The 20,862-nt window shown below is 30.3% G+C and carries 22 protein-coding genes; 8 read left to right on the top strand and 14 right to left on the bottom strand.

Annotated elements, in window-relative coordinates; all coding sequences use genetic code 11:
* The first annotated feature begins 2 nt into the window (after positions 1-2).
* Positions 3-1,334: a DUF58 domain-containing protein gene (locus MHN29_RS10415; protein WP_235274908.1), complete on the top strand. Its 1,332-nt coding sequence runs from the start codon at positions 3-5 to the stop codon at positions 1,332-1,334.
* A 44-nt stretch (positions 1,335-1,378) separates the two neighbouring features.
* Here MHN29_RS10415 and MHN29_RS10410 read toward each other — a convergent pair whose 3' ends face one another.
* The 5 genes from MHN29_RS10410 to MHN29_RS10390 form a co-directional block, all read right to left on the bottom strand.
* Positions 1,379-2,107 (bottom strand): YggS family pyridoxal phosphate-dependent enzyme, encoded by a 729-nt coding sequence (locus MHN29_RS10410; protein WP_235274662.1) that lies wholly within the window; start codon positions 2,105-2,107, stop codon positions 1,379-1,381.
* Positions 2,108-2,152: 45 nt separating this feature from the next.
* Positions 2,153-2,869, bottom strand: coding sequence for an AAA family ATPase (locus MHN29_RS10405; RefSeq protein WP_235274663.1), 717 nt, complete (start codon positions 2,867-2,869; stop codon positions 2,153-2,155).
* Between the two features lie 165 nt (positions 2,870-3,034).
* Complete coding sequence (locus tag MHN29_RS10400; protein ID WP_150901180.1) at positions 3,035-3,349, bottom strand: CCC motif membrane protein; 315 nt, start codon at positions 3,347-3,349, stop codon at positions 3,035-3,037.
* A gap of 15 nt (positions 3,350-3,364) precedes the next feature.
* A complete protein-coding gene (locus MHN29_RS10395) occupies positions 3,365-3,658 on the bottom strand; it encodes a DUF2752 domain-containing protein (protein ID WP_235274664.1) in 294 nt (97 codons plus the stop codon).
* Positions 3,659-3,666: 8 nt separating this feature from the next.
* Positions 3,667-3,990: a YbaB/EbfC family nucleoid-associated protein gene (locus MHN29_RS10390; protein ID WP_150901181.1), complete on the bottom strand. Its 324-nt coding sequence runs from the start codon at positions 3,988-3,990 to the stop codon at positions 3,667-3,669.
* A gap of 140 nt (positions 3,991-4,130) precedes the next feature.
* Here MHN29_RS10390 and MHN29_RS10385 point away from each other — a divergent pair, with 140 nt between their 5' ends.
* The 5 genes from MHN29_RS10385 (at position 4,131) to MHN29_RS10365 (ending at position 9,410) form a co-directional block, all read left to right on the top strand.
* Positions 4,131-6,227: a S9 family peptidase gene (locus MHN29_RS10385; RefSeq protein ID WP_235274665.1), complete on the top strand. Its 2,097-nt coding sequence runs from the start codon at positions 4,131-4,133 to the stop codon at positions 6,225-6,227.
* Positions 6,228-6,347: 120 nt separating this feature from the next.
* On the top strand, positions 6,348-7,346 hold the full coding sequence (locus MHN29_RS10380) for a PLP-dependent cysteine synthase family protein (protein ID WP_235274666.1): 999 nt from the start codon (positions 6,348-6,350) through the stop codon (positions 7,344-7,346).
* A 19-nt stretch (positions 7,347-7,365) separates the two neighbouring features.
* Positions 7,366-8,205, top strand: a complete 840-nt coding sequence (locus tag MHN29_RS10375; RefSeq protein ID WP_317208029.1) for an AraC family transcriptional regulator — start codon at positions 7,366-7,368, stop codon at positions 8,203-8,205.
* A gap of 95 nt (positions 8,206-8,300) precedes the next feature.
* Positions 8,301-8,699: a heme-binding protein gene (locus MHN29_RS10370; RefSeq protein ID WP_235274667.1), complete on the top strand. Its 399-nt coding sequence runs from the start codon at positions 8,301-8,303 to the stop codon at positions 8,697-8,699.
* Between the two features lie 69 nt (positions 8,700-8,768).
* A complete protein-coding gene (locus MHN29_RS10365) occupies positions 8,769-9,410 on the top strand; it encodes an MIP/aquaporin family protein (protein ID WP_235274668.1) in 642 nt (213 codons plus the stop codon).
* Between the two features lie 32 nt (positions 9,411-9,442).
* Here MHN29_RS10365 and MHN29_RS10360 read toward each other — a convergent pair whose 3' ends face one another.
* The 7 genes from MHN29_RS10360 to MHN29_RS10330 all read right to left on the bottom strand — a co-directional run bounded on the left by MHN29_RS10360 (position 9,443) and on the right by MHN29_RS10330 (position 14,614).
* A complete protein-coding gene (locus tag MHN29_RS10360; protein WP_235274669.1) occupies positions 9,443-10,018 on the bottom strand; it encodes a hypothetical protein in 576 nt (191 codons plus the stop codon).
* Positions 10,019-10,033: 15 nt separating this feature from the next.
* Positions 10,034-10,627, bottom strand: a complete 594-nt coding sequence (locus tag MHN29_RS10355) for a phosphopantetheine-binding protein (protein ID WP_235274670.1) — start codon at positions 10,625-10,627, stop codon at positions 10,034-10,036.
* Between the two features lie 69 nt (positions 10,628-10,696).
* Complete coding sequence (locus tag MHN29_RS10350; RefSeq protein ID WP_235274671.1) at positions 10,697-11,020, bottom strand: hypothetical protein; 324 nt, start codon at positions 11,018-11,020, stop codon at positions 10,697-10,699.
* A gap of 15 nt (positions 11,021-11,035) precedes the next feature.
* A complete protein-coding gene (locus MHN29_RS10345) occupies positions 11,036-11,773 on the bottom strand; it encodes a hypothetical protein (protein WP_235274672.1) in 738 nt (245 codons plus the stop codon).
* Between the two features lie 226 nt (positions 11,774-11,999).
* Positions 12,000-12,719 carry a hypothetical protein gene (locus tag MHN29_RS10340; protein ID WP_235274673.1) on the bottom strand — a complete coding sequence of 240 codons (720 nt, stop codon included), beginning with the start codon at positions 12,717-12,719 and terminating at the stop codon, positions 12,000-12,002.
* 26 nt (positions 12,720-12,745) lie between these two features.
* Complete coding sequence (locus tag MHN29_RS10335; RefSeq protein WP_235274674.1) at positions 12,746-13,996, bottom strand: exo-beta-N-acetylmuramidase NamZ domain-containing protein; 1,251 nt, start codon at positions 13,994-13,996, stop codon at positions 12,746-12,748.
* A gap of 33 nt (positions 13,997-14,029) precedes the next feature.
* Positions 14,030-14,614: a GNAT family N-acetyltransferase gene (locus tag MHN29_RS10330; protein WP_235274675.1), complete on the bottom strand. Its 585-nt coding sequence runs from the start codon at positions 14,612-14,614 to the stop codon at positions 14,030-14,032.
* A gap of 64 nt (positions 14,615-14,678) precedes the next feature.
* Here MHN29_RS10330 and MHN29_RS10325 point away from each other — a divergent pair, with 64 nt between their 5' ends.
* Positions 14,679-15,914 (top strand): ABC transporter permease, encoded by a 1,236-nt coding sequence (locus tag MHN29_RS10325; protein WP_235274676.1) that lies wholly within the window; start codon positions 14,679-14,681, stop codon positions 15,912-15,914.
* Between the two features lie 22 nt (positions 15,915-15,936).
* Positions 15,937-17,298: a pyridoxal-phosphate dependent enzyme gene (locus MHN29_RS10320; RefSeq protein ID WP_235274677.1), complete on the top strand. Its 1,362-nt coding sequence runs from the start codon at positions 15,937-15,939 to the stop codon at positions 17,296-17,298.
* Between the two features lie 53 nt (positions 17,299-17,351).
* Here the strand turns inward: MHN29_RS10320 and bglX are convergent, their stop codons facing one another.
* Both bglX and MHN29_RS10310 read right to left on the bottom strand, forming a co-directional pair.
* Complete coding sequence (gene bglX / locus MHN29_RS10315; protein WP_255689357.1) at positions 17,352-19,652, bottom strand: beta-glucosidase BglX; 2,301 nt, start codon at positions 19,650-19,652, stop codon at positions 17,352-17,354.
* 150 nt (positions 19,653-19,802) lie between these two features.
* Positions 19,803-20,675: an AraC family transcriptional regulator gene (locus MHN29_RS10310; RefSeq protein WP_235274678.1), complete on the bottom strand. Its 873-nt coding sequence runs from the start codon at positions 20,673-20,675 to the stop codon at positions 19,803-19,805.
* Positions 20,676-20,862 lie beyond the last annotated feature (187 nt).

Raw genomic sequence — 20,862 nt, 5'->3', positions numbered from 1 at the left:
TGATTCAGTTTTTTAAATCTATATACATACATAATCGCTTTTTTATATACGTAAGCATTATATCAGGATTATTTTTATTGTCGTTCTGGTTACCCGTATTGTATTCACTTACGTGGATGCTTGTTTGGTTGTTTTTAATAACCATGTGTATTGATTTAATAGTTTTATATCGATTTAAAAAAGGCTTTTCAGCTCAACGTATAGTTTCTGATAAATTGTCTAATTCAGATGAAAATGAAATAGCCATTACATTGGAAAATAGATATCCATTTCAGGTTTTTGTTTCTGTTATTGATGAACTGCCAGAACAATTTCAGAAAAGAGATTTTGACTATCAAACATCACTTCAAGTAGCCGATAAAAAAACGTTTTCCTATAATGTTCGTCCAGTAGAAAGAGGAGAGTATAAGTTTGGAAATTTACATGTATTTGTTTCAACATTATTGCAGATTTTTTCAAGAAGATATGTTTTTACAAATGATAAAGATGTAAAAGTATATCCCTCTTATGTTCAAATGAAGAAGTATGAATTCTTAGCAATGCATAATAATTTGACAGAGTTTGGAATGAAGAAGATTAGGCGTATTGGACATACCATGGAGTTTGAGCAAATTAAAAACTACATTCCTGGTGACGATATCAGAACTATAAATTGGAAGGCTACAGCAAAAAGGGGAGAGTTGATGGTGAATCAATACCAAGATGAAAAATCACAACCCATATATTCTATTATTGATGTAGGACGTGTTATGAAAATGCCTTTTGAAGGATTGAAGTTGTTAGATTATGCAATTAATTCAACATTGGCTTTTTCAAATATAGCATTGTTAAAGAATGATAAAGCAGGGATGCTTACGTTTTCTAAAAATGTAGAAAAATTAATAGCAGCAAGTAATAAGAAAACGAATTTATCGGTAATAAATGAAGAATTATATAAAATCACAACCGATTTTTCAGATGCTAATTTTGCTTTATTATATGCTTCTATAAAGCGAAAAATAAATCAACGAAGTTTATTGATTTTATATACAAACTTTGAGCATATTTCAGCTTTAAAAAGACAGTTGCCTTATTTGAAAATGATTGCTAAAAAACATTTATTAGTTACAGTGTTTTTTGAAAATACAGAGTTGGATAAGTTAATTACAGAAAATTCAGAAGATTTACAGAGCATATATCACAAAACAATAGCCGAAAAATATGCCTATGAAAAAAGGTTGATAGTTAAAGAACTAGAAAAAAATAGAGTGCATGCAATTTTAACAAAACCAGCCCAATTGTCGGTTAATGTAATAAACAAATACTTAGAATTTAAGGCAAAAGGTATGATTTAAGCTGTACTTTAAATAAGTTCTAAGTATGTAATTTTAAGTGTGTTTTACTTTTGTTCGTTCCAATAAAAACTATCAGGGTAAATTCTTTCTCCAAATATGGCAGTTCCCACTCTAACAATAGTAGCACCTTCTTCAATAGCTATTTCTAAATCATTACTCATACCCATTGATAATTCATCCATAGATACATTAGGAATATTTAATTGAATAACTTCTTCTTGAATAGCTTTTAATAGTTTAAAACACTTTCGTACTTCGTTTGACTCAGAACTTAATAAACCAATGGTCATTAAGCCTTTTATATGAATGTTTTTAAGTTTCGAAACTTGTTTAATTAATTCAATTGCATTTTCAGGACTAACACCAAACTTACTTTCTTCATTAGATGTATTTACTTGAATGTATACATCTATTTCTTTATTTTCAAAAGAGAGTCTTTGTTGAAGTTTTTCGGCAAGAGAAAGTCTGTCTATGGATTGAATACAAGTACACCATTTTAATACTTCTTTTATTTTATTGGATTGTAAATGACCAATAAAATGAATTTCAGGATTCCATTCAGCAACAGCATTGCATTTATCTTTAAACTCTTGAGCTTTATTTTCTCCCATTAAAGTAACACCTTCTTGCATAGCAATGCTAATTTTTTCAGGACTAACAGTTTTAGTAGCTAATAAAAGACGAACTTCTTTTGTAGATCTTCCTGAATTATTACAAGCATTATTTATTCGGTTTTGTATGATGCGTAAATTATCTACGATAGTTGTACTCATAAATCAATGTTTTTGAACTTCTATTTTTGTATCGTTCAGTAATTATTAAATACTTAATTTTAGTTCTTCTTCTAAAATAATTTGTCGTTTTAACTCTTTATAAACAGTGTTTTTTGCTTCTGCATAAGAAACATTATAGATTCTTTGAATGTCTCTATATTTTTCAGGGTATTGAGATAATAAGCTTGTATAATATACATCCAATAAATTGTTTGTAGGAAGTTTAAACTCTAGCTGTATTTGAAATCTCCTTAGTATTGCGGTATCTATTATTTCTTTATAGTTGGTAGCAGTAATTAAAATAACGTTATCAGGTAAATAATCTATAAGTTGAATAATAGTATTCACTAATCTTTTCATTTCTCCAGAGTCTTTTTGATCATAGTCACGCATTTTTGCGATTGCATCAAATTCATCAATAAACAATACCGCATTTTGTCTAATAGCCTTGTCAAATAAGCTTTGAATATTTTTAGCAGTTTCCCCTAGTTTTGAAGAAACAATACCACCTAAATTTAGAATGACTATTGGCTTTTTAAGAACACCAGCGATAGCCTTTGCCGTCATTGTTTTACCACAACCAGTATGACCATAAAGGAGAATTTTATTATCTACTGGTAAATTAAATTCTTGTAGCGCTTTTCTATGTGTAAACTCTTTTAAGAATTGTTCAATAATTGTTTTGTTAGATTGACTAAAATGAATTGCATCTAAGTTATCAATAACTATGTTATTTGACTTTATATATAAATTACTTTGCATTATACTTATTATTAAAAATCAATTGATTCCTACTTTCTTAAAACATGAAGAAATCTAGAGGTTGCAAATATAATTAGGAATCCTTACTTTGTGAAAATTTTTGTTGAAATAGTTGTATAAAAAAAGCGATCCCATTGGATCGCTTTTTATTTAAGTAGAAGTTTTTTATCTACTTTGTTCTATTATATCATTTATTTGTTCCATCATTTCATCCCAACCAGTAGCTAACCTGTAACCAGTAAGAGCTAAATAAACAGCATTAATAATTAATGCAATCAGAGCAACTGTTTTAGCAGTTTTTATAGCTTTCAAAGATGCAGCATCATATTGTTCTGGGTTTGCTTCAGCGTCTTTCATTTTGTTGTTAGCAATAATAAAGGCAGGTGCAGCTAAAAAAACACCTAAACCACCAAAACAGCAGCATAAAAAACTTATAATTGACAATACATAAATAATAGTTGGGTTAAATTGTTTTTCCATAGTAGATTTATAAAATTAAGTTAATTGATTCATTTTTATAATATAGCTTATCACGATAATAAGCACATTAAGTATAGCTAAAATACTGATTATTTTTTGAGCGTGTTTAATTTTGTAAAAGAAGTTAAGAATGATAACAAAAGCTAAAAGAAGTAGTGTATAAATCCCTGGATACATTTTAAAAGCTTCTATAAATTCACCTTTTAAAATTAGAGCTAAAGCACGTTGAATACCACATCCTAAACAATCAACTCCAAAGAGCTTTTTGTTTAAACAAGGCAACATATAATCTTCTAGCTGTACAAACATCTTAGCTGTTATTTAAACATATCCATTCCAGGAATATTAGGCATACCAGCTTTGGCAGCAATAGCTAATTCCTGTTCATTAATATCGCCAGCTCTTTTTAAAGCTTTATTTAAAGTCAAAATTAAATAGTCTTCTAATTCTTCTTTGTCTTCTAATAAAGACTCATCTATTGTGATTGCTTTTACTTCTCTATTGGCAGTAACCGTAACTTTTATAGCGCCACTGGCAGCAGATTCGTCAATTAAAACAGTGTTTAAACGTTTTTTAGTTTCTTCAACTTTTTGCTGAGCTTCTTTTATTTTGCCCATCATACCAGAAATATCTCCAAACATTAATCGTCTTTTTTATTATTTATATACAAGCAAAAATAGTATTTTCACAAGGAAATTGTTTAATTTAAATAAAAATGAAAAAAATTATGTTCCCCGCTATCGCATTTAGCCTTATTTTTGCGTCCTGCAAAAAACAAGAAATGAAGAAAGATATCAAAGCTCCAGTTGCTGATAAGCAGCCAACTACCTTAGAGAAACACGGAGATGTGCGTACAGATAATTACTTTTGGATGCGTTTAACCGACGAGCAAAAAAATGCCGAAGTTAAAGACGAACAAACCCAAAAAGTATACGATTATTTAAATGCTGAAAATGCATATTACGATGAAGTAACAAAAGAGACGAAAGAGTTTCAAGAGAAGTTATTTCAGGAAATGAAAGGTCGTATTAAAGAAGATGATGAATCAGTACCTTACAAGAAGAGTGGATATTTCTATATTACTCGTTATGAAAAGGGACAGCAATACCCAATTTATAGTCGTAAGAAAAGTAGTTTAGAGGCAGAGGAAGAAGTAATGTTTAATGTTAATGATGAAGCAGAGGGTCATGATTATTTCCAATTAGGAGGTTTAAGTGTGTCACCTGATAATAAATTAACAACTTTTGCAACCGATACAGTAAGTCGTCGTCAGTATTTTATTAAGATTAAAAACTTAGAAACTGGAGAAATTTATCCAGACAAGATTGAAAATACGACAGGAGGATCAGTTTGGGCAAATGATAATAAAACAATTTTCTACACAAAGAAAGATCCAAAAACACTACGAAGTTCACAAATATACAAGCACGTTTTAGGAACTGATTCGTCTGAAGATGTATTGGTTTTTGAAGAAAAAGACGAAACATTTGGAACTTTTGTAACGAAAACAAAATCGAAAAAATACTTAGTAATCGGTTCGTATAATACGGTTTCTACAGAGTACCAAGTATTAGAAGCTGATAATCCTGATGGAGATTTTAGAGTTGTTCAACCACGTGAGCGTGATTTAGAATATGATATTGCGCACTATGGTGATCATTTCTATATCAAAACAAATAAAGATGGAGCAACTAACTTTAAGTTAATGAAAACTCCACAAGATAAAACTACTAAAGAGAATTGGGTAGATGTTATTCCTCATAGAGAAGATACATTATTTGAGGACTTTTCAATTTTTAAAGACTATTTAGTTTTAGAAGAAAGAAACAACGGATTAAACAAAATTAGAATTAAACGTTGGGATGGATCGGAAGATTATTACTTACCTTTTGATGAAGAAACTTATTCAGCAGGAGTGTATTCAAATCCAGAGTTTGATACAGACATCATCCGTTATTCGTACAACTCTATGACAACTCCAAGTTCGGTAATTGATTTCAACATGAAAGATAAATCAAAAGAAATCAAAAAAGAGCAGGAAGTATTAGGCGGAAAGTTTGATAAAGCAAATTATGTAAGTAAGCGTATTTGGGTACCAGCTAGAGATGGTAAAAAAGTAGCTTTATCAATTGTACATCATAAAGACACTAAGATTGATAAAAACACACCAGTGTTACAATATGCATATGGATCGTATGGATATACTATTTCTGATGGATTCTCAACAACGCGTTTAAGTTTATTAGACAGAGGTTTTGTGTATGCATTAGCGCATATTAGAGGAAGTCAGTATTTAGGAAGAGAGTGGTATGAAGATGGTAAAATGTTGAATAAGAAAAATACATTTACCGATTTTATTGATTGTTCTAAATATTTAATTGATAATGGATATACATCGCCAAAGCATTTATATGCAATGGGAGGATCAGCAGGAGGATTGCTAATGGGAGCAGTTATCAATATGAATCCAGAATTGTATAATGGAATTATATCTGCGGTACCATTTGTAGATGTAATTTCAACCATGTTGGATGATAGTATTCCATTAACTACCGGTGAGTACGACGAATGGGGGAATCCTAACGATAAAGAATACTACGATTATATTAAATCGTATTCTCCATATGATCAGGTAGAAGCAAAAGCATATCCAAATATGTTAATTACTACAGGTTTACACGATAGTCAAGTACAGTACTGGGAGCCAGCAAAATGGATAGCAAAGCTTAGAGATTTAAAAACTGATGATAACATGTTGTTCTTACATACAAACATGGATGCAGGACATGGAGGTGCTTCAGGTAGGTTTGATGCATTAAAAGAAACAGCTGAAGAATATACATTCTTTTTAATGTTAGAAGATAAGTTAGAAAAATAGTTATATTTTTGCGCTCGATTGAGTGTAAGCGTCATTGCGAGAGCAACGAAGATTAGCAATCTCAATAAAAAAGATTACTTCGTTATTCACCCTCGTAATGACGTTTTTTTATTAAATATAATGGATAGAAATCAACAAATAGCCGATAATATACTAGCATTAGTAGGACAAACCCCTTTAATTAAACTACATAGAATTACAAAAGGCTTACCGGGTAAATTTTACGCGAAAGTTGAAGCATTCAATCCAGGGCAATCAGCTAAAGATAGAATAGCTTTGCATATTGTTGAAAATGCAGAGAAAAAAGGTATTCTGAAACCAGGAGATACTATTGTAGAAACTACCTCAGGAAACACAGGTTTTAGCTTAGCAATGATAGCTATGGTAAAAGGGTATAAATGTATTTTGGCAGTAAGCGATAAATCATCTCAAAACAAAATTGATGTTTTAAAAACAATGGGAGCTGAGGTTCATGTGTGTCCAGCAAATGTAGCTGCAGACGATCCTCGTTCGTATTATGAAACAGCAAAAAGAATTCATAAAGAAACTCCAAATTCGATTTACATCAATCAATATTTCAATGAACTAAATATTGAAGCGCATTACCATACTACAGGTCCTGAGATTTGGGAACAAACCGAAGGTAAAGTAACTCATGTTGTGGTAGCAAGTGGAACAGGAGGAACTATTTCTGGAACTGGACGTTACTTAAAAGAACAAAATTCTAATGTTCAAATTTTAGGAGTAGATGCTATCGGATCGGTAATTAAAAAATATCATGAGACTCGTGAGTTTGATTCAAACGAAATCTCTCCTTATAAAATAGAAGGTTTAGGGAAAAACTTAATTCCTTCATCAACAGATTTCGACGTTGTAGATATCTATGAAAAAGTAGCTGATAAAGAAGCTGCTTTGAAATCGAGAGAGTTGGTAAAAACTGAAGGATTATTTTGCGGATACACTTCTGGAGCAGTAATGCAAGCAGTACAACAGTATGCCGATAAAGATATGTTTGATGAGCATAGTGTAGTGGTGGTAATCTTACCAGATCACGGAATAAGATACATGGACAAAATTTATTCTGACTCTTGGATGCAAGAACAAGGTTTCTTAAATTAACAGTTTAAGAAATAACTTAGTGAGTAAAATACCTATAGATAACATACCTGAATCTTATATAGAAAGTACAAGACTTCCTGAGCTTTTTGTGTATGACCTCAAGATGAATGAGGACGCTATTAAAACCAAAGTAAATCTGAACATGCATATGTTTAGTTTTTTACAGACAGGGAAAAAGCAGGTTCATTTTGCAGAAGGCGCTTTTTTAGTAGATAATTCACAATCAATTTTAATTAAAAAAGGGAATTGCCTTTGGAGCGAGTTATTAGATTCAGAAGAAACTTATTATTGTAAACTGTTATTCTTTTCGGAAGAAAAACTAAAAGAGTTTTTTCAAAAGCATAGTCGTAGTACAGAAAAAGATATACAAGCTAATTCATGCTATGTAATAGAAAATGACGATTATATAGAGTCTTATTTAAACTCACTGAACACCATTAAGAACACAAAGTCAGAGTTAGTAGAAAGTTTATTAGCTATTAAGTTTGATGAATTATTGGTGTACTTAATTACTAAGTATGGCGAATCGTTCGAAGATTATTTGTTTTCGTTAATATCTAAAGAAACTTCTCCTTTAAAAAAGACTATTGAGAAAAACCTTTATACATCACTTACCTTAGACGAAATAGCTTTCTTATGTAATATGAGTCTTTCAACATTTAAAAGACATTTTATAAAAGAGTATAAGGAATCTCCCGGGAAATGGTTTAGAAATAAACGATTGAATAAAGCTAAAGAGCTTTTAGAAAAAGGAAACAAGAGTCCTTCAGATGTATACTTAGATTTAGGATATAATAATCTGTCAAACTTTAGTACTGCTTTTAAAAATCAGTTTGGAATCAATCCATCAGAAATTTAATTTGACCTTTTTTCATAACAAGATGAACCTATCTTGTAACTATTAAGCTTTGAAGCTACTGTAATTTTGCATCGGAAATATTAATAATTAATAAGATGAATATTACATTAGAACAAGCAGAAAAAATAATTGTAGCAGCAAAAGAAAAGTCTGAAGCAATACATACTAAAATGAACATAGCTGTAGTAGATGCAGGAGCAAATCTAGTAGCTTTTTCTCGTATGGATGGAGCATGGTTAGGTTCGTTAGATATCTCAATTAAAAAAGCAAAAACATCGCGTTTTTTTGATATGAATACAGGATTAATTGGAGAGTTATCACAACCAGGAGCACCTTTATTTAATATAGAGAACTCTAACAACGGATTGATTACATTTCCAGGAGGTGTACCTGTAAAGAATGCAGACGGAACTATTATTGGTGCTGTTGGAGTAAGTGGTAGCTCAGTAGAAAACGATCATATAGTAGCAGAAGCAGGAGCAAACGCAATTTAAAAGAAGAAAAGGTGAAAGAAAGGGGGTAGCCATGGCTATCCTTTTTTTATTGAATATAGCTAAGTAATTATGAGAAAATATATAGCTGAGTTTATTGGGACATTTGCATTGGTTTTTTGCGGTACAGGAGCTGTAATTGTAAATTCTTTATCAGAAGGAAGTTTAGGGTTGTTAGGAATCTCAGCAGCTTTTGGAATTGTTATAATGGGAATTATTTATGTCTTTGGAGTCTTTTCAGGAGCGCATATCAATCCAGCGGTTACCATTGCTTTAGCAGTTGGTAAGTTAATGTCTAAAAGAGAGGTAATACATTATATGATTGCTCAAGTACTTGGTGCTTTTTTAGCAAGTGTTTTATTATGTTTAGCTTTTCCAGAAACACAAACTTTAGGTGAAACTTTACCTAGTGGAGGTATAATCTCTTCATTTGTGTTAGAAACTGTATTAACATTCTTTTTGATGCTAACAATTCTGGGGGTAACAAGTCAAAAAGAGTACAGTCATTTAGGAGGAATAGTTATAGGTGTTTTTGTAACTGGAATTATTTTAATTGCAGGCCCAATTTCAGGAGGTTCTTTTAATCCAGCTCGTAGTTTAGCACCAGCAGTACTTTCTGGAAATATTCATTCACTATGGATATATATTATAGCACCTATATTAGGAAGTGTTTTAGCAATGTTATTATGGAAGTTTATGGTTAGTGAGGAATAGTTTTTATTTTATGAAAGTAAATAACTTGTTTCTTATTCGATTTCAGCTCTTAAGTTTTCAATTTCATTATCCCAAAAACTTGATTCAATGTAGTAGTTTGGGTTTAACTTTTTAAATTCATTTTCTAATTCAGTCAAATGTTTCTCAGTAAATTGAGACTCAAAAAATCCATCTTCTCCGAATTCTTTATTTGTTTTTTCAACAAAGTTTCTATAAAGTAAAATAGAAGAAGCTAGTTCAGCAATGTTTTTATTCATGGTTTCCATAAACTCAAATTCCTGTTCGTGGTCGAGTATAATTAACTTATCATTATCAGATGAGTCTATACAAATAGGATTCCCGTTATTATCAGAACCAAATATCCAATAATTATTAGTTTTATCATCTAGCTCATAATCATCGTAGTAATTCTGAATTGTATTGAATTTTCCGTCATAACTGGTTAATCCAAAACCTAAAAAAGGAGCTGCATCTTCTGGAAATCCAATTTTTAAAAATTCTTTTGTTTTTTCATTTAAATTTGATTTTTCTATTAGGTCTATTGGAAATTCTATCCAGTTTTCTGAGCTATTATTCATCCAAAGTTTTTTAAATTCTATTGGTGTCATTTTAGTTTTTTTGTTTTAATCAATTCCTAAATCGTTTGTGAAAGAATGATGTAATTCAATTTCACTTATAGGAATACCAATTCTATCTTCAACAATTCCACAAATGATTCGTTCAACCTCATATTTGCTAGAAATATTTTCAATAGATATTAATTGTTCATAATTCATAGAGATTATCCAATCGGTAAATTTTCGTAATGTATTTTCTGCCACTGGTTCGGTTCGGTCAAAAATTTTGAAACCTAAAAATTTTACTTCTTTATTTAACGTTTTATCTAAGTCTAAATCTACTAAATCAGGTATTTTTAATCCAATCTCATTCTCTAATAGAGTCCAATCATTTTTTAAATCCGTTTTGTTTAATAAGTCTGATGTTTTAGTATTTGGAGTAATATTTTTCTTTTCATTTTCAAATTGTTCCAAAGCTCTTCTGATTTTATAAAAAACTATTTGTGATAAACACTTTTTATTAGGTTTAAGTTTAATTTTTTTAAATACAGAATCAGCCATTTGTTGAACTGTTACAATTTGTTCACATTCAACATTAGGGATTGATATCCCGAATTTATCTTCTATAGTCATTACTAATTCAACTGAATCTAAACCCATTTTGTTGTTTTGTATGTTTACTAATTTGTTTAAATATTGAGCTTTCAATTGGTGAATAATTAGCTTGTTTTATAACCATTCAATTTCATATCCGACTTCACCTTCTTCTATTTCTCCAACTTTGAAACCTAAAACATTTGTGGCAATTATTTTAATTTTAGATTTCCATTCTACCCATTCTTCAAGTTCCATTGTAGCTTCAAAATGCAGTCCACTTGGTTCTACTGTAGCAAATATTGATTTCTCATTTTCGTTATAACTAAACCAATATGGTGTTCCGTTTTCTCCAAATCCATTCCAGCCTTCCATTTTTTCATAAACTAAAGGAACTTTATCTAAGATTGCTTTTGGTAAATCGTACCTTATATTCAAATTACATTCGTGAAATTCCATGTTTGTATGTAGGTTTTATTTTTCAAAAATTGAAGGTTTTTTATATTTCCATTTACCGTTCTTTTTGTAAAATGTGAACCAAATTTTTACATCTTTACCATTTATTTTTATTTCTAAATATATTTTATTTGGATTTAAGTTTATATCTTCAAATTCAATGAAGAGTTTATCTTGAATTTCAGTTTTTGGTTTGAAAACAACATCTACTTCTTTAATCTTGATTGATGCTTTGAGAAATCCATAATTAGCAATCACTAATTGTTTATTTTTAAGTTTGTCAAAATGATAATAACCTTTTATTTCTTTTGAATTGAAAGCAATGTTGAGTACTTTCTCCAATTCAAGTTTTAAACTTTTATCATTAGAATCTATTTGAGGGTACTTTATATTTCTTATTTGACTATTATAGTAATATGTGTTTTTTTTAGAAATGGTTTTATAGTCGTATCTAAGGTTCATGTCAATAATTAGACTATCTCCTTCCATTAAATAAAATTCATTTATTGTGCCGTGAGTATTTTCATGACCTGAAGTGACTTTTATAATATCCCCTAAAAGAACGTATGTTCCTTTTACAGTTGTATTTCCATAATGACCTGAAGAAATTCTTTTGTAGTTTCCATCAAGTTCAAATTCAAAAGTCCAAATTGTACTAGCCCACAAACCTTGATAAGTTTTGTTAAATCCTTGCCCAGATGATGAAGTTGTCCAACTTAAAAATATTAGAAGTAATATGATTTTAGTTTTATGCATTTCAATTGTTGATAACTTAATTACATTATAGAATTTATTCCTATTCTTTATTTGGTTTCTATGTAAGGTTTTTAGAAGTAAAAGTAAGACTATTTACAATCGATAAAACTACAGGTTTTTAATTGTATATCAGATATAGGAAAAAACTCCACGCAATTTTTCAAACAAATATAGTAAATATGAAGTGTCGTTATTTTTCTGTGTTGAGATAATTATAAAAAGAAAATTAATAATAGTTGTTTTTAACTTTAAAATCTAATAAGTGAATAAGGTTTTTAAAACCATTCCATTGACAACTCTGGTCAATTACTAAATAAATTTCATTTGTTTGTTTATTGAATACTCCGTATCTATTATTTGTAGAGCATGCTCCTAAATGATTACTTCTTAATTCAATTTCAAATTCTCTCAATAAGTTATATTGTAAAGCAGATAGTTTTTTACTGGTTTCGTTGTAAGTAACTGTGAGGTCGTTTTGATTTTTGGTTATTCTAATATCGTCTTTAGAGGAGTGGAAACAACCTTGAGATTCAAAGGAGAAAATTAATGTTTCACCAATTTTCATTTCATCTATGAGTAAAACATTTTGATTTCTATTGTAATCTATTTTGTCAACACACAGTGAAATTGATTTTTGGTTATTATCGGTGATTTTAAAATCTATATATTCATATCTATTAAAGATTGACTTATATCTTACTTTATAATTACCATATGGTAAATCAGAGATTTCAGTTTCAGTTTTATGCATAAATGAAATCTCTTTGAATTTTAAAGTGTCTTTAAATAAAGTTGCTTCACAAGATAGAAAGCTTGAATTTTTTGTGTACTTACAGTAGTCTATTGATAATTTTAAACGTCCATCATTTTTTATACTTTTTTTAGAACAGCCTATCAGTAGTATTAGTAGGGTAATAAGAAAAAATGTTATAAATCTAAATTTCATAGCAATATTTTGTTGTTTAAAAGCAACTATTTATAAAGTAAATAATTGCTTCTAACTTTTTTAAAATTTTCCAAGTCTTTTTTCCAAGAGTTTTTAATCTCTTTTTCAGAAATACCTTGTTCAATTTGGTGTTGTAATTTCTTAGTTCCCGCTAGTTTGGTAAAAAAAGCATTGAAAAAGTCTTTTTTAGGAGAGTTTGTATAAGCGTTTAATAACCAAGAAAGATTTAATTCAGCTAAGTAAGGAGTTTTTCTTAAATCTTCACCATAACATAGTTCACCTTTAAACTTAGGATACTTAGCACCTTCGTTTGGTTGGGGAGTAAAACTAAATTTAGCATTAGCTATAAATGGAGAACCATAAATTTGAAACTGCTTATCTGTTCCTCTTCCAGCAGAAACCTTTGTTCCTTCAAAAAAACATAAACTAGGGTATAAGTTTATAGATATATCATTAGGTAAATTAGGAGAAGGTTTTATTGGTAAGCTGTATTTGTAATCGTGTGTATAGTTTTCTAACGGAATTACAGTTAAATTACATTGGATTCCTTTTTTTAACCACTTTTCACCATTAATCATTTGTCCGTATTCACCAATAGTCATACCATATACCACAGGAACAGGATGCATTCCTACAAAGCTTTTATGTTCAGGTTCTAATACAGGACCATCAATATAATGTCCGTTAGGGTTGGGTCTGTCTAAAACAATAATTGGAATGTTAGCTTCAGCACAGGCTTCCATAACATAATGTAAAGAAGAAATATAAGTGTAAAAACGAGCTCCTACATCTTGTATATCAAAAACGACAACATCGATACCTTTTAACTGTTCAGCAGAAGGTTTTTTGTTTTTTCCGTATAATGATATAATAGGTAACTTTGTTTTAGTGTCAATACCATCTACAACTGTTTCACCAGCATCTGCTTTCCCACGGAAACCATGTTCAGGAGCAAAAACTTTTTGAACATTAATTCCGTTGTAATCATTTAAATAATCGACTAAATGAAATTGAACCAATTTAGAACCCATTACGTTTGGAGCTACTTCGGCTCTTTGTAAAACTTCTAAAACTGATGTTTGATTGGCTACAATAGCAACGTTTTTACCCTTTAGTTTTGGTAAGTATAAATTAATTCTATCAGCACCAGTTCTTACTTGCAAAGTTTCTGTTTCTTTTATCGCTTTTTTGGTTTTTGATTTCTGTTGTTGAGCACAAGAGTTTAGTTGAAAGCTGATAAAAATTAAACATAAAAGGTGATTAAAAGTTCTCTTCATTTAAATGTATGTTTTAAAAGATAAAGTTACAGTTTAAAAATCTTTTCGTAAGAAAAATAATGGATAATTTAAACTATGAGTTTCTCTTACAATTTTAAAGCCAAATTTTTTATACAGCTTTAAATTCTCTTTGGTAGTAGTTTCTATAATACAAGGAAGTTGATTGTTTTTAAAATGTAAAAATACTTCCTTAATTAGTCGAACACCAATACCTTTATGTTGATGCTCGTTAAGCACACCCATAATAATTGGATGAATATGTGGTGTTTTTATATGATGTTTTCTTAATTCACGTTCTCTTTTTAGTACTTTAAACACATTAAAAAATCCAATGGTTTTAATAATTAAAAGAAGTTTCCAATAAGAGTTTTTTAAGGTTGTTTTTTGTAGATGTGGATAGTTGATAAGTAGGCATGCTTTTTTATTGTCAGAAATAAAAACTTCACCAAATTCAAAAGAAGTTAAAAAAAGATATTCCATTAAAAAACGAAGACGTTTATTTCTTTTGGAATCTTGTTTTACAACAAAGCTTATAGAATTGTCTTTTTTGATGTTGACAAAAGCACTGTATAAGATATCAGTAACTAATTCTTTGTCAGAAAATGAAGCTTTAATCATGATAAATAATATTATTTAAAGAAGAATTAATTACTTTTGGATTTACTTAAAAAAACAACAACTTTTGAATTTCGAATTATTTATAGCTAAACGAATTATTGCTGGTAAAGAGCATAAAAGTAGTATATCGTCACCAATAATTAAAATAGCTACAATTGCTATTGCGTTGGGTATTGCTATTATGTTAATATCGGTATCGATAGCATCGGGTTTTCAAAAGAAGATTAGAGATAAAATGTCTGGCTTTAAAGGTCATATTCAAATTGTAAATTACGATAATAATAACTCAGATTTATCTACAGTTCCAATTGATAAAAACCAAGATTTCTATCCCGAGTTTAAAAATATTGATGGAATTAAAAACGTACAAGTTTTTGCGAATGTAGGAGGGATTATTAGGACTCCAACCGATTTTGAAGGAATTATATTTAAAGGAGTATCGTCTGATTATGATTTTTCTTTTTTTAAAGAATATTTAAAAGAGGGACGATTACCTAATTTTAATCAAAGTAGAAATAAAGAGATATTAATATCAGAATCAATTGCGAATCGATTAAATTTTAAACTGAATGATACTATTGAAACATTGTTTAGTTCAGAAAAAAGTAAATTAAAACATAAAAGACGTAAACCAGTTATTGTTGGGATTTATAATACAGGACTAGAACAGTTTGATAAATCTATATTGATTGGAGATATTAGAGAAGTACAAAGAATTAATAGTTGGAGCGATAATCAAATAGGAGGTTTTGAAGTTGTGATTGATGATTTTGATATGCTAGCTGAAAAAGGGGATGAAGTCTATTTCAATGTAGGGGCAACTTTAAATAGTAGTACCATTGTAGAAAGTAATCCGTTAATCTTTGATTGGATTAAACTTTTTGATAATAATGTTCGATTTATTATTGCAATCATGATTTTAATTGCGGGTATAAATATGATAACAGCTTTATTAGTACTGATATTAGAACGTGTTAAAATGATTGGTATTCTTAAAGCATTGGGAAGTGTTAACTGGAGTATAAGGAAAATCTTTTTATACAATGCTTTTTATTTAATATTGAAAGGGCTTTTCTGGGGGAATATTATTGGTGTTACCTTATTATTTATTCAGAAATATTTCAAACCTATAACATTAGATCCTGAAACGTATCATGTGTCTTCAGTACCAGTTGAAATTAGTTTTTGGGTTATCTTATTGTTAAATATAGGGGCACTTATCCTATGTTTTTTCATGTTAATAGTTCCGTCATATATAGTAACCAAAATACACCCTTCAAAATCCATTCGATTTGCATAAATTTGCAGCATAATTTTAGAAGATGAAATACGCAAAAAATATATTAGAGACTATTGGTAATACACCTTTAGTTCAGTTAAACTCAGTAACAAAAGAAGTAGATGCTTTAGTATTGGCTAAGGTTGAAACATTCAATCCAGGGAATTCAGTAAAGGATAGAATGGCGTTAAAAATGATTGAAGATGCAGAAGCAGATGGTCGTTTAAAGCCAGGAGGAACTATTATTGAGGGTACTTCAGGAAACACAGGAATGGGATTAGCTTTAGCAGCAATTATAAAGGGGTACAAATGTATTTTTGTAATTTCTGATAAGCAGTCTAAGGAAAAGATGGATATTTTAAGAGCAGTAGGAGCAGAGGTAGTAGTTTGTCCAACAAACGTAGAACCAGATGATCCACGTTCTTATTATTCAGTATCAAAAAGATTAGGAGAAGAAACACCAAACTCTTGGTATGTTAACCAGTATGATAATCCATCAAATGCAAAAGCGCATTACGAACAAACTGGACCTGAAATTTGGAAACAAACAGAAGGTAAAATAACACATTTTGTAGTTGGAGTAGGAACAGGAGGTACTATTTCTGGAACAGCTAAATATTTAAAAGAAAAGAATCCAAATATTAAAATTTGGGGAGTAGATACATATGGTTCTGTATTTAAGAAGTATCATGAAACAGGTATTTTTGATGAGAACGAAATATATCCATATATCACAGAAGGAATTGGAGAAGATATTTTACCTAAGAATGTAGATTTCTCTTTAATTGATGGATTCACTAAAGTAACAGATAAGGATGCTGCTGTTTATACAAGAAAAATAGCTAAAGAAGAAGGTATCTTTGTAGGAAACTCGGCAGGTTCGGCAATTAAAGGATTGTTACAATTAAAAGATGAGTTTAAAAAAGACGATGTAGTTGTTGTATTATTCCACGATCACGGAAGTAGATATGTAGGAAAAATGTTTAACGACGATTGGATGCGTGATAGAGGATTCTTAGAAGAGGAAGTAACTACTGCTGAAGATTTAATCAAGTCGCATATTGATAAGCCATTAGTGACTGTACAAACTGAAGAATTAGTTTCTCATGCAATTGAAAGAATGCGTGATTTTAAAATTTCTCAAATTCCAGTAAGAGATGCCAACGGATTTGTAGGTTCGGTAGACGAGTCAACATTATTACGTAGCTACTTAGAAGATAAAAATATAGCAGATAAGCCAATTAAGGATGTGATGGGAGCTAAGTATGCAGAAGTTAAATTAAATGCTTCTATTGATGAGGTTTCTAAGCTAATTTCTAAAGAGAATCAAGCAGTATTGGTTGATTTAGAAAATGGTAAGCACCACATTATTACTAAATATGATGTAATTAGCGCAATAAGCTAATTTTAGAAATATAAAATAAAAAGCCCGTAAGTTATTTACGGGCTTTTTTATTGTTAAGGAATTAATTCAAATTGTCCTTCTAATGTTGTGGTGGAGCTACCACCAATAAAAACTTTAAAATCTCCAGGTTCAGTAATGAATTCCCCGTCATTATTATAAAACCCAAGAGTATTTTTGTCGAGAGTAAATTCTACAGTTTTAGTTTCTCCAACTTTTAATTCAATTAATTCAAATCCTTTTAACTCTCTTACAGGTCGTGTGTTGCTACCAACCATATCACGAATGTATAATTGAACTACTTCTTTACCTTCGTATTTACCAGTGTTGGTAACATTTACAGATACTTTAATAGCATCGTTTACTGATACCGATTCTTTACTAATTCTAAAGTTTGAATAGTTGAAAGTAGTGTAGCTTAAGCCGTGACCAAAAGGGTATAGAGGGGTGTTTTCAACATCAATGTAATGAGACCAGAATACGTTATTATCTTTGTCTATTGGTCTTCCTGTGTTTTTATAATTGTAGTAAATAGGAATTTGACCAACGTTTCTAGGGAAAGTCATTGGAAGCTTTCCGCTAGGGTTATAATCACCATATAAAACTTGAGCAATAGCATTCCCTGCTTGTGAGCCTAGTTGCCAAGCTTCTACAATTGAAGGGATGTTTTCAGAAGCCCATTCAATAGCTAAAGGTCTACCGTTGTTTAATACAAGTACGATGTTTTTATTTACTTTATATATTTCTTCTAATAATTCTTGTTGAAGTCCAGGTAAATCTATGTCACTTCTACTTCTTCCTTCACCACTTTGAAAACCATGTTCTCCAAGTACCATTACTACTACATCTGATTTTTGTGCGGTTGCAATGGCATGTTTAAACTCGCTTTTATCCGTATAATTTATTTTTACTTCGCTAGTAAAAGATGTCTTTTCAGTAATTAAATCAACCCCTTTACTGTAGTTCAAAGTGTTGTTTTTGTATTGTTGCATTCCTTCAAGAACAGATATAGAAGTGTTATCGTCAGAAGCGATACGCCAGCTACCTAAAGGACTGTTTTTGTCGTTTGCTAATGATCCTATAAGTGCAATTTTTTGACCACTCTTTTTAAGAGGTAATAAATCGTTTTCGTTTTTTAGTAATACGATAGATTTTTTAGCTACATCTAAAACAGCTTCTTGATGTTTAGGGTTGTATAAAGAGTTCTTTTCGTTTTCTTCGTTACAGTATTTATATGGATCATCAAATAAACCTAATTCAAATTTTACTCGTAAAATTCTTCTAGCTGCATCATCAATTAAGGATTCATCTACTTTACCATCTTTAACTAATTGAGCTAATTCTTTTACATAAACATAGCCTTCCATATCCATGTCAGAACCAGCAGTAACAGCTATTTCAGCAGCTTCTTTTTTATTTTTAGCATGTCCCCAATTAATCATTTCATTAATAGATGCCCAGTCTGATACAACAAATCCATTAAAACCCCATCCGTTTTTTAAAATGTCTCTTTGTAAGTAACTACTTCCCGTAACAGGTACCCCGTTAAGTTCGTTAAAAGAATTCATTAAAGTTCTAACTCCTGCGTTTACTGCTGCTTTAAAAGGAGGTAGTACAACATTATGGAGAGTAGAAGTACCAATGTCAACAGTATTATACTCTTTACCTGCTTCAGAAAAACCGTAAGCAGCAAAATGTTTAGCGCAAGCAGCAATGGTGTGTGGTGATTTAAGGTCAGTACCTTGAAAACCTTGAACTCTAGCGACAGCTACCTTACTTCCTAAAAAAGGATCTTCACCAGCTCCTTCCATTACACGTCCCCATCTAGGATCCCTTGATATATCTACCATTGGCCCAAAAGTCCAGTTAATTCCAGCTGAAGAGGCTTCTGTTGCTGCAACACTTGCAGACTTTTTTATTACTTCTAAATCCCAGCTAGCAGCTTCAGCTAAAGGTATTGGGCTTAGTGTTTTGTATCCATGAATTACATCAAAACCTATAATTAAAGGAATACCTAATCGAGTTTCTTCTACGGCAATTTTTTGTACAGCTCTTACATTTTTTACACCTCTTACATTCAGCATTGAACCAATCCACCCATTTTTAAGATGTTGGTATTTGGTTTCAGCACTTCCTTCTTTTGGAGCTGGTCCAGTAAGATCCCAAAAACCATTATATTGATTCATTTGTCCTACCTTTTCTTCAACGGTCATTTTTTCTAAGAGGGAATCAATTTTCTTTTCAATTTCTGTGTTCATCATTATATCACCTTTCTTGTGTTGTTCATTTTTTGAATAACATCCAACAAGAATGATTAACGAGCTTACGATTACTATTGGAATAATAATTTTTTTCATGTTTTTAACTTGTGGAATTATGTTTTGAACTAATGTTTATGGTATGCAAAATTAAAAGAAAGAGTGTTTGAAAAGTATACATAAATAATCAAAAGGTGGTATTTTTTTTAACTTTTAGTGTTTTATATGCTCTTAAATGACAAAATAGTATTATAGTACTTTTTGTATTCCTTTGAATTCAGTTTTGAACTCGCTGGGGGTGCAGTTTTTTACTTTTTTGAAGATTCTGTTAAAGTTGGCAATGTTATTAAAACCACATTTAAAAGCGATTTCACTAATACTTAAATCGGTTTCTAATAGGAGTCTTGTAGCTGCGCTTACACGTGTGCTATTTAGGTATGCGATGAATGTTTTTCCTGTGCGCTTTTTTATGAATCTGTTAAATGATACTGGACTCATATTGATGAGTTCAGATATCTCGTCAAGGGTAATTTTCTTATGATAATTCTCTTGTATGTATTCGTATATCTTTTTAATTCTATCGCTGTTTTCGAAGTTTTCAATATTAGAAAAAGTTGTAGATAAGAGTTTTTGGTTTCTAGAGGTGGAAAGGTCGTGTAGTATAGAGATGAATTCTATAAAGTAATCAATTCCAGAGGTTTTTGGGAGGTTTTTTAATCTGGGCATAACTTCTTTTGTGGTTTTTTCAGAAAAAAGAATTCCATGAATAGATCTATTAAACATGTCTCTTATGGATTTGAAGACTCTTCTAGAAAGTAGTTTTTCGTCTAGTAAATCATTATGGATATGAACGGTTACTTCATGTATTTCTTTGTTGGTGCACTCGTGAAGTTCCCAGCAATGTGGAAGGTTGGGGCCAACAAGTACTAGTTCGTAATCGGAAATTTTTTCAATATGATCTCCTATAATTCTTCTAACTCCAGCTCCTTTATGGATTAGGTTTATTTCATATTCGGGATGGAAATGTAAAGGGAAATCAAATTCGTCTTTTACTCTATAATATACTAAAAAGCTGTCTGAAGGAGATAGTTGAGTGATCTCTCTGTGAATGTTGTTTTGCATTTTTTTTATGGTTTTATGGTTCAATAATATAAAAAATATATTACTAAATGACAAAAATATATTATTAAGTAGCTTTTTTAACGTATAGTTTTGTATCATCTAAATCCTTTTCGTAAACTGTAGACTAATTTGAGTAATCTTTAATTATTTACGAAGTCTTTAAAAAACGAATGAGATTATTAGTGAT

The sequence above is a fragment of the Tenacibaculum sp. Cn5-46 genome (genome assembly GCF_022347705.1).
GTDB classification, from domain to species: domain Bacteria; phylum Bacteroidota; class Bacteroidia; order Flavobacteriales; family Flavobacteriaceae; genus Polaribacter; species Polaribacter aiptasiae.
Note: the sequence above shows the minus strand (reverse complement) of the source record. Positions and strands in the feature narration are given on the sequence as shown.

What these genes read in the sequence shown, in the direction of transcription:
- MHN29_RS10360 (WP_235274669.1), bottom strand. Translation starts at nt 10,018, where the DNA reads ATGACACCAATAGAATTTAAAAAACTTTGGATGAATAATAGCTCAGAA.
- MHN29_RS10350 (WP_235274671.1), bottom strand. Translation starts at nt 11,020, where the DNA reads ATGGAATTTCACGAATGTAATTTGAATATAAGGTACGATTTACCAAAA.
- bglX (WP_255689357.1), bottom strand. Translation starts at nt 19,652, where the DNA reads ATGAAAAAAATTATTATTCCAATAGTAATCGTAAGCTCGTTAATCATT.
- MHN29_RS10390 (WP_150901181.1), bottom strand. Translation starts at nt 3,990, where the DNA reads ATGTTTGGAGATATTTCTGGTATGATGGGCAAAATAAAAGAAGCTCAG.
- MHN29_RS10345 (WP_235274672.1), bottom strand. Translation starts at nt 11,773, where the DNA reads ATGCATAAAACTAAAATCATATTACTTCTAATATTTTTAAGTTGGACA.
- MHN29_RS10320 (WP_235274677.1), top strand. Translation starts at nt 15,937, where the DNA reads ATGAAATACGCAAAAAATATATTAGAGACTATTGGTAATACACCTTTA.
- MHN29_RS10355 (WP_235274670.1), bottom strand. Translation starts at nt 10,627, where the DNA reads ATGGGTTTAGATTCAGTTGAATTAGTAATGACTATAGAAGATAAATTC.
- MHN29_RS10380 (WP_235274666.1), top strand. Translation starts at nt 6,348, where the DNA reads ATGGATAGAAATCAACAAATAGCCGATAATATACTAGCATTAGTAGGA.
- MHN29_RS10330 (WP_235274675.1), bottom strand. Translation starts at nt 14,614, where the DNA reads ATGATTAAAGCTTCATTTTCTGACAAAGAATTAGTTACTGATATCTTA.
- MHN29_RS10370 (WP_235274667.1), top strand. Translation starts at nt 8,301, where the DNA reads ATGAATATTACATTAGAACAAGCAGAAAAAATAATTGTAGCAGCAAAA.
- MHN29_RS10395 (WP_235274664.1), bottom strand. Translation starts at nt 3,658, where the DNA reads ATGTTTGTACAGCTAGAAGATTATATGTTGCCTTGTTTAAACAAAAAG.
- MHN29_RS10400 (WP_150901180.1), bottom strand. Translation starts at nt 3,349, where the DNA reads ATGGAAAAACAATTTAACCCAACTATTATTTATGTATTGTCAATTATA.
- MHN29_RS10365 (WP_235274668.1), top strand. Translation starts at nt 8,769, where the DNA reads ATGAGAAAATATATAGCTGAGTTTATTGGGACATTTGCATTGGTTTTT.
- MHN29_RS10335 (WP_235274674.1), bottom strand. Translation starts at nt 13,996, where the DNA reads ATGAAGAGAACTTTTAATCACCTTTTATGTTTAATTTTTATCAGCTTT.
- MHN29_RS10405 (WP_235274663.1), bottom strand. Translation starts at nt 2,869, where the DNA reads ATGCAAAGTAATTTATATATAAAGTCAAATAACATAGTTATTGATAAC.
- MHN29_RS10385 (WP_235274665.1), top strand. Translation starts at nt 4,131, where the DNA reads ATGAAGAAAGATATCAAAGCTCCAGTTGCTGATAAGCAGCCAACTACC.
- MHN29_RS10410 (WP_235274662.1), bottom strand. Translation starts at nt 2,107, where the DNA reads ATGAGTACAACTATCGTAGATAATTTACGCATCATACAAAACCGAATA.
- MHN29_RS10310 (WP_235274678.1), bottom strand. Translation starts at nt 20,675, where the DNA reads ATGCAAAACAACATTCACAGAGAGATCACTCAACTATCTCCTTCAGAC.
- MHN29_RS10340 (WP_235274673.1), bottom strand. Translation starts at nt 12,719, where the DNA reads ATGAAATTTAGATTTATAACATTTTTTCTTATTACCCTACTAATACTA.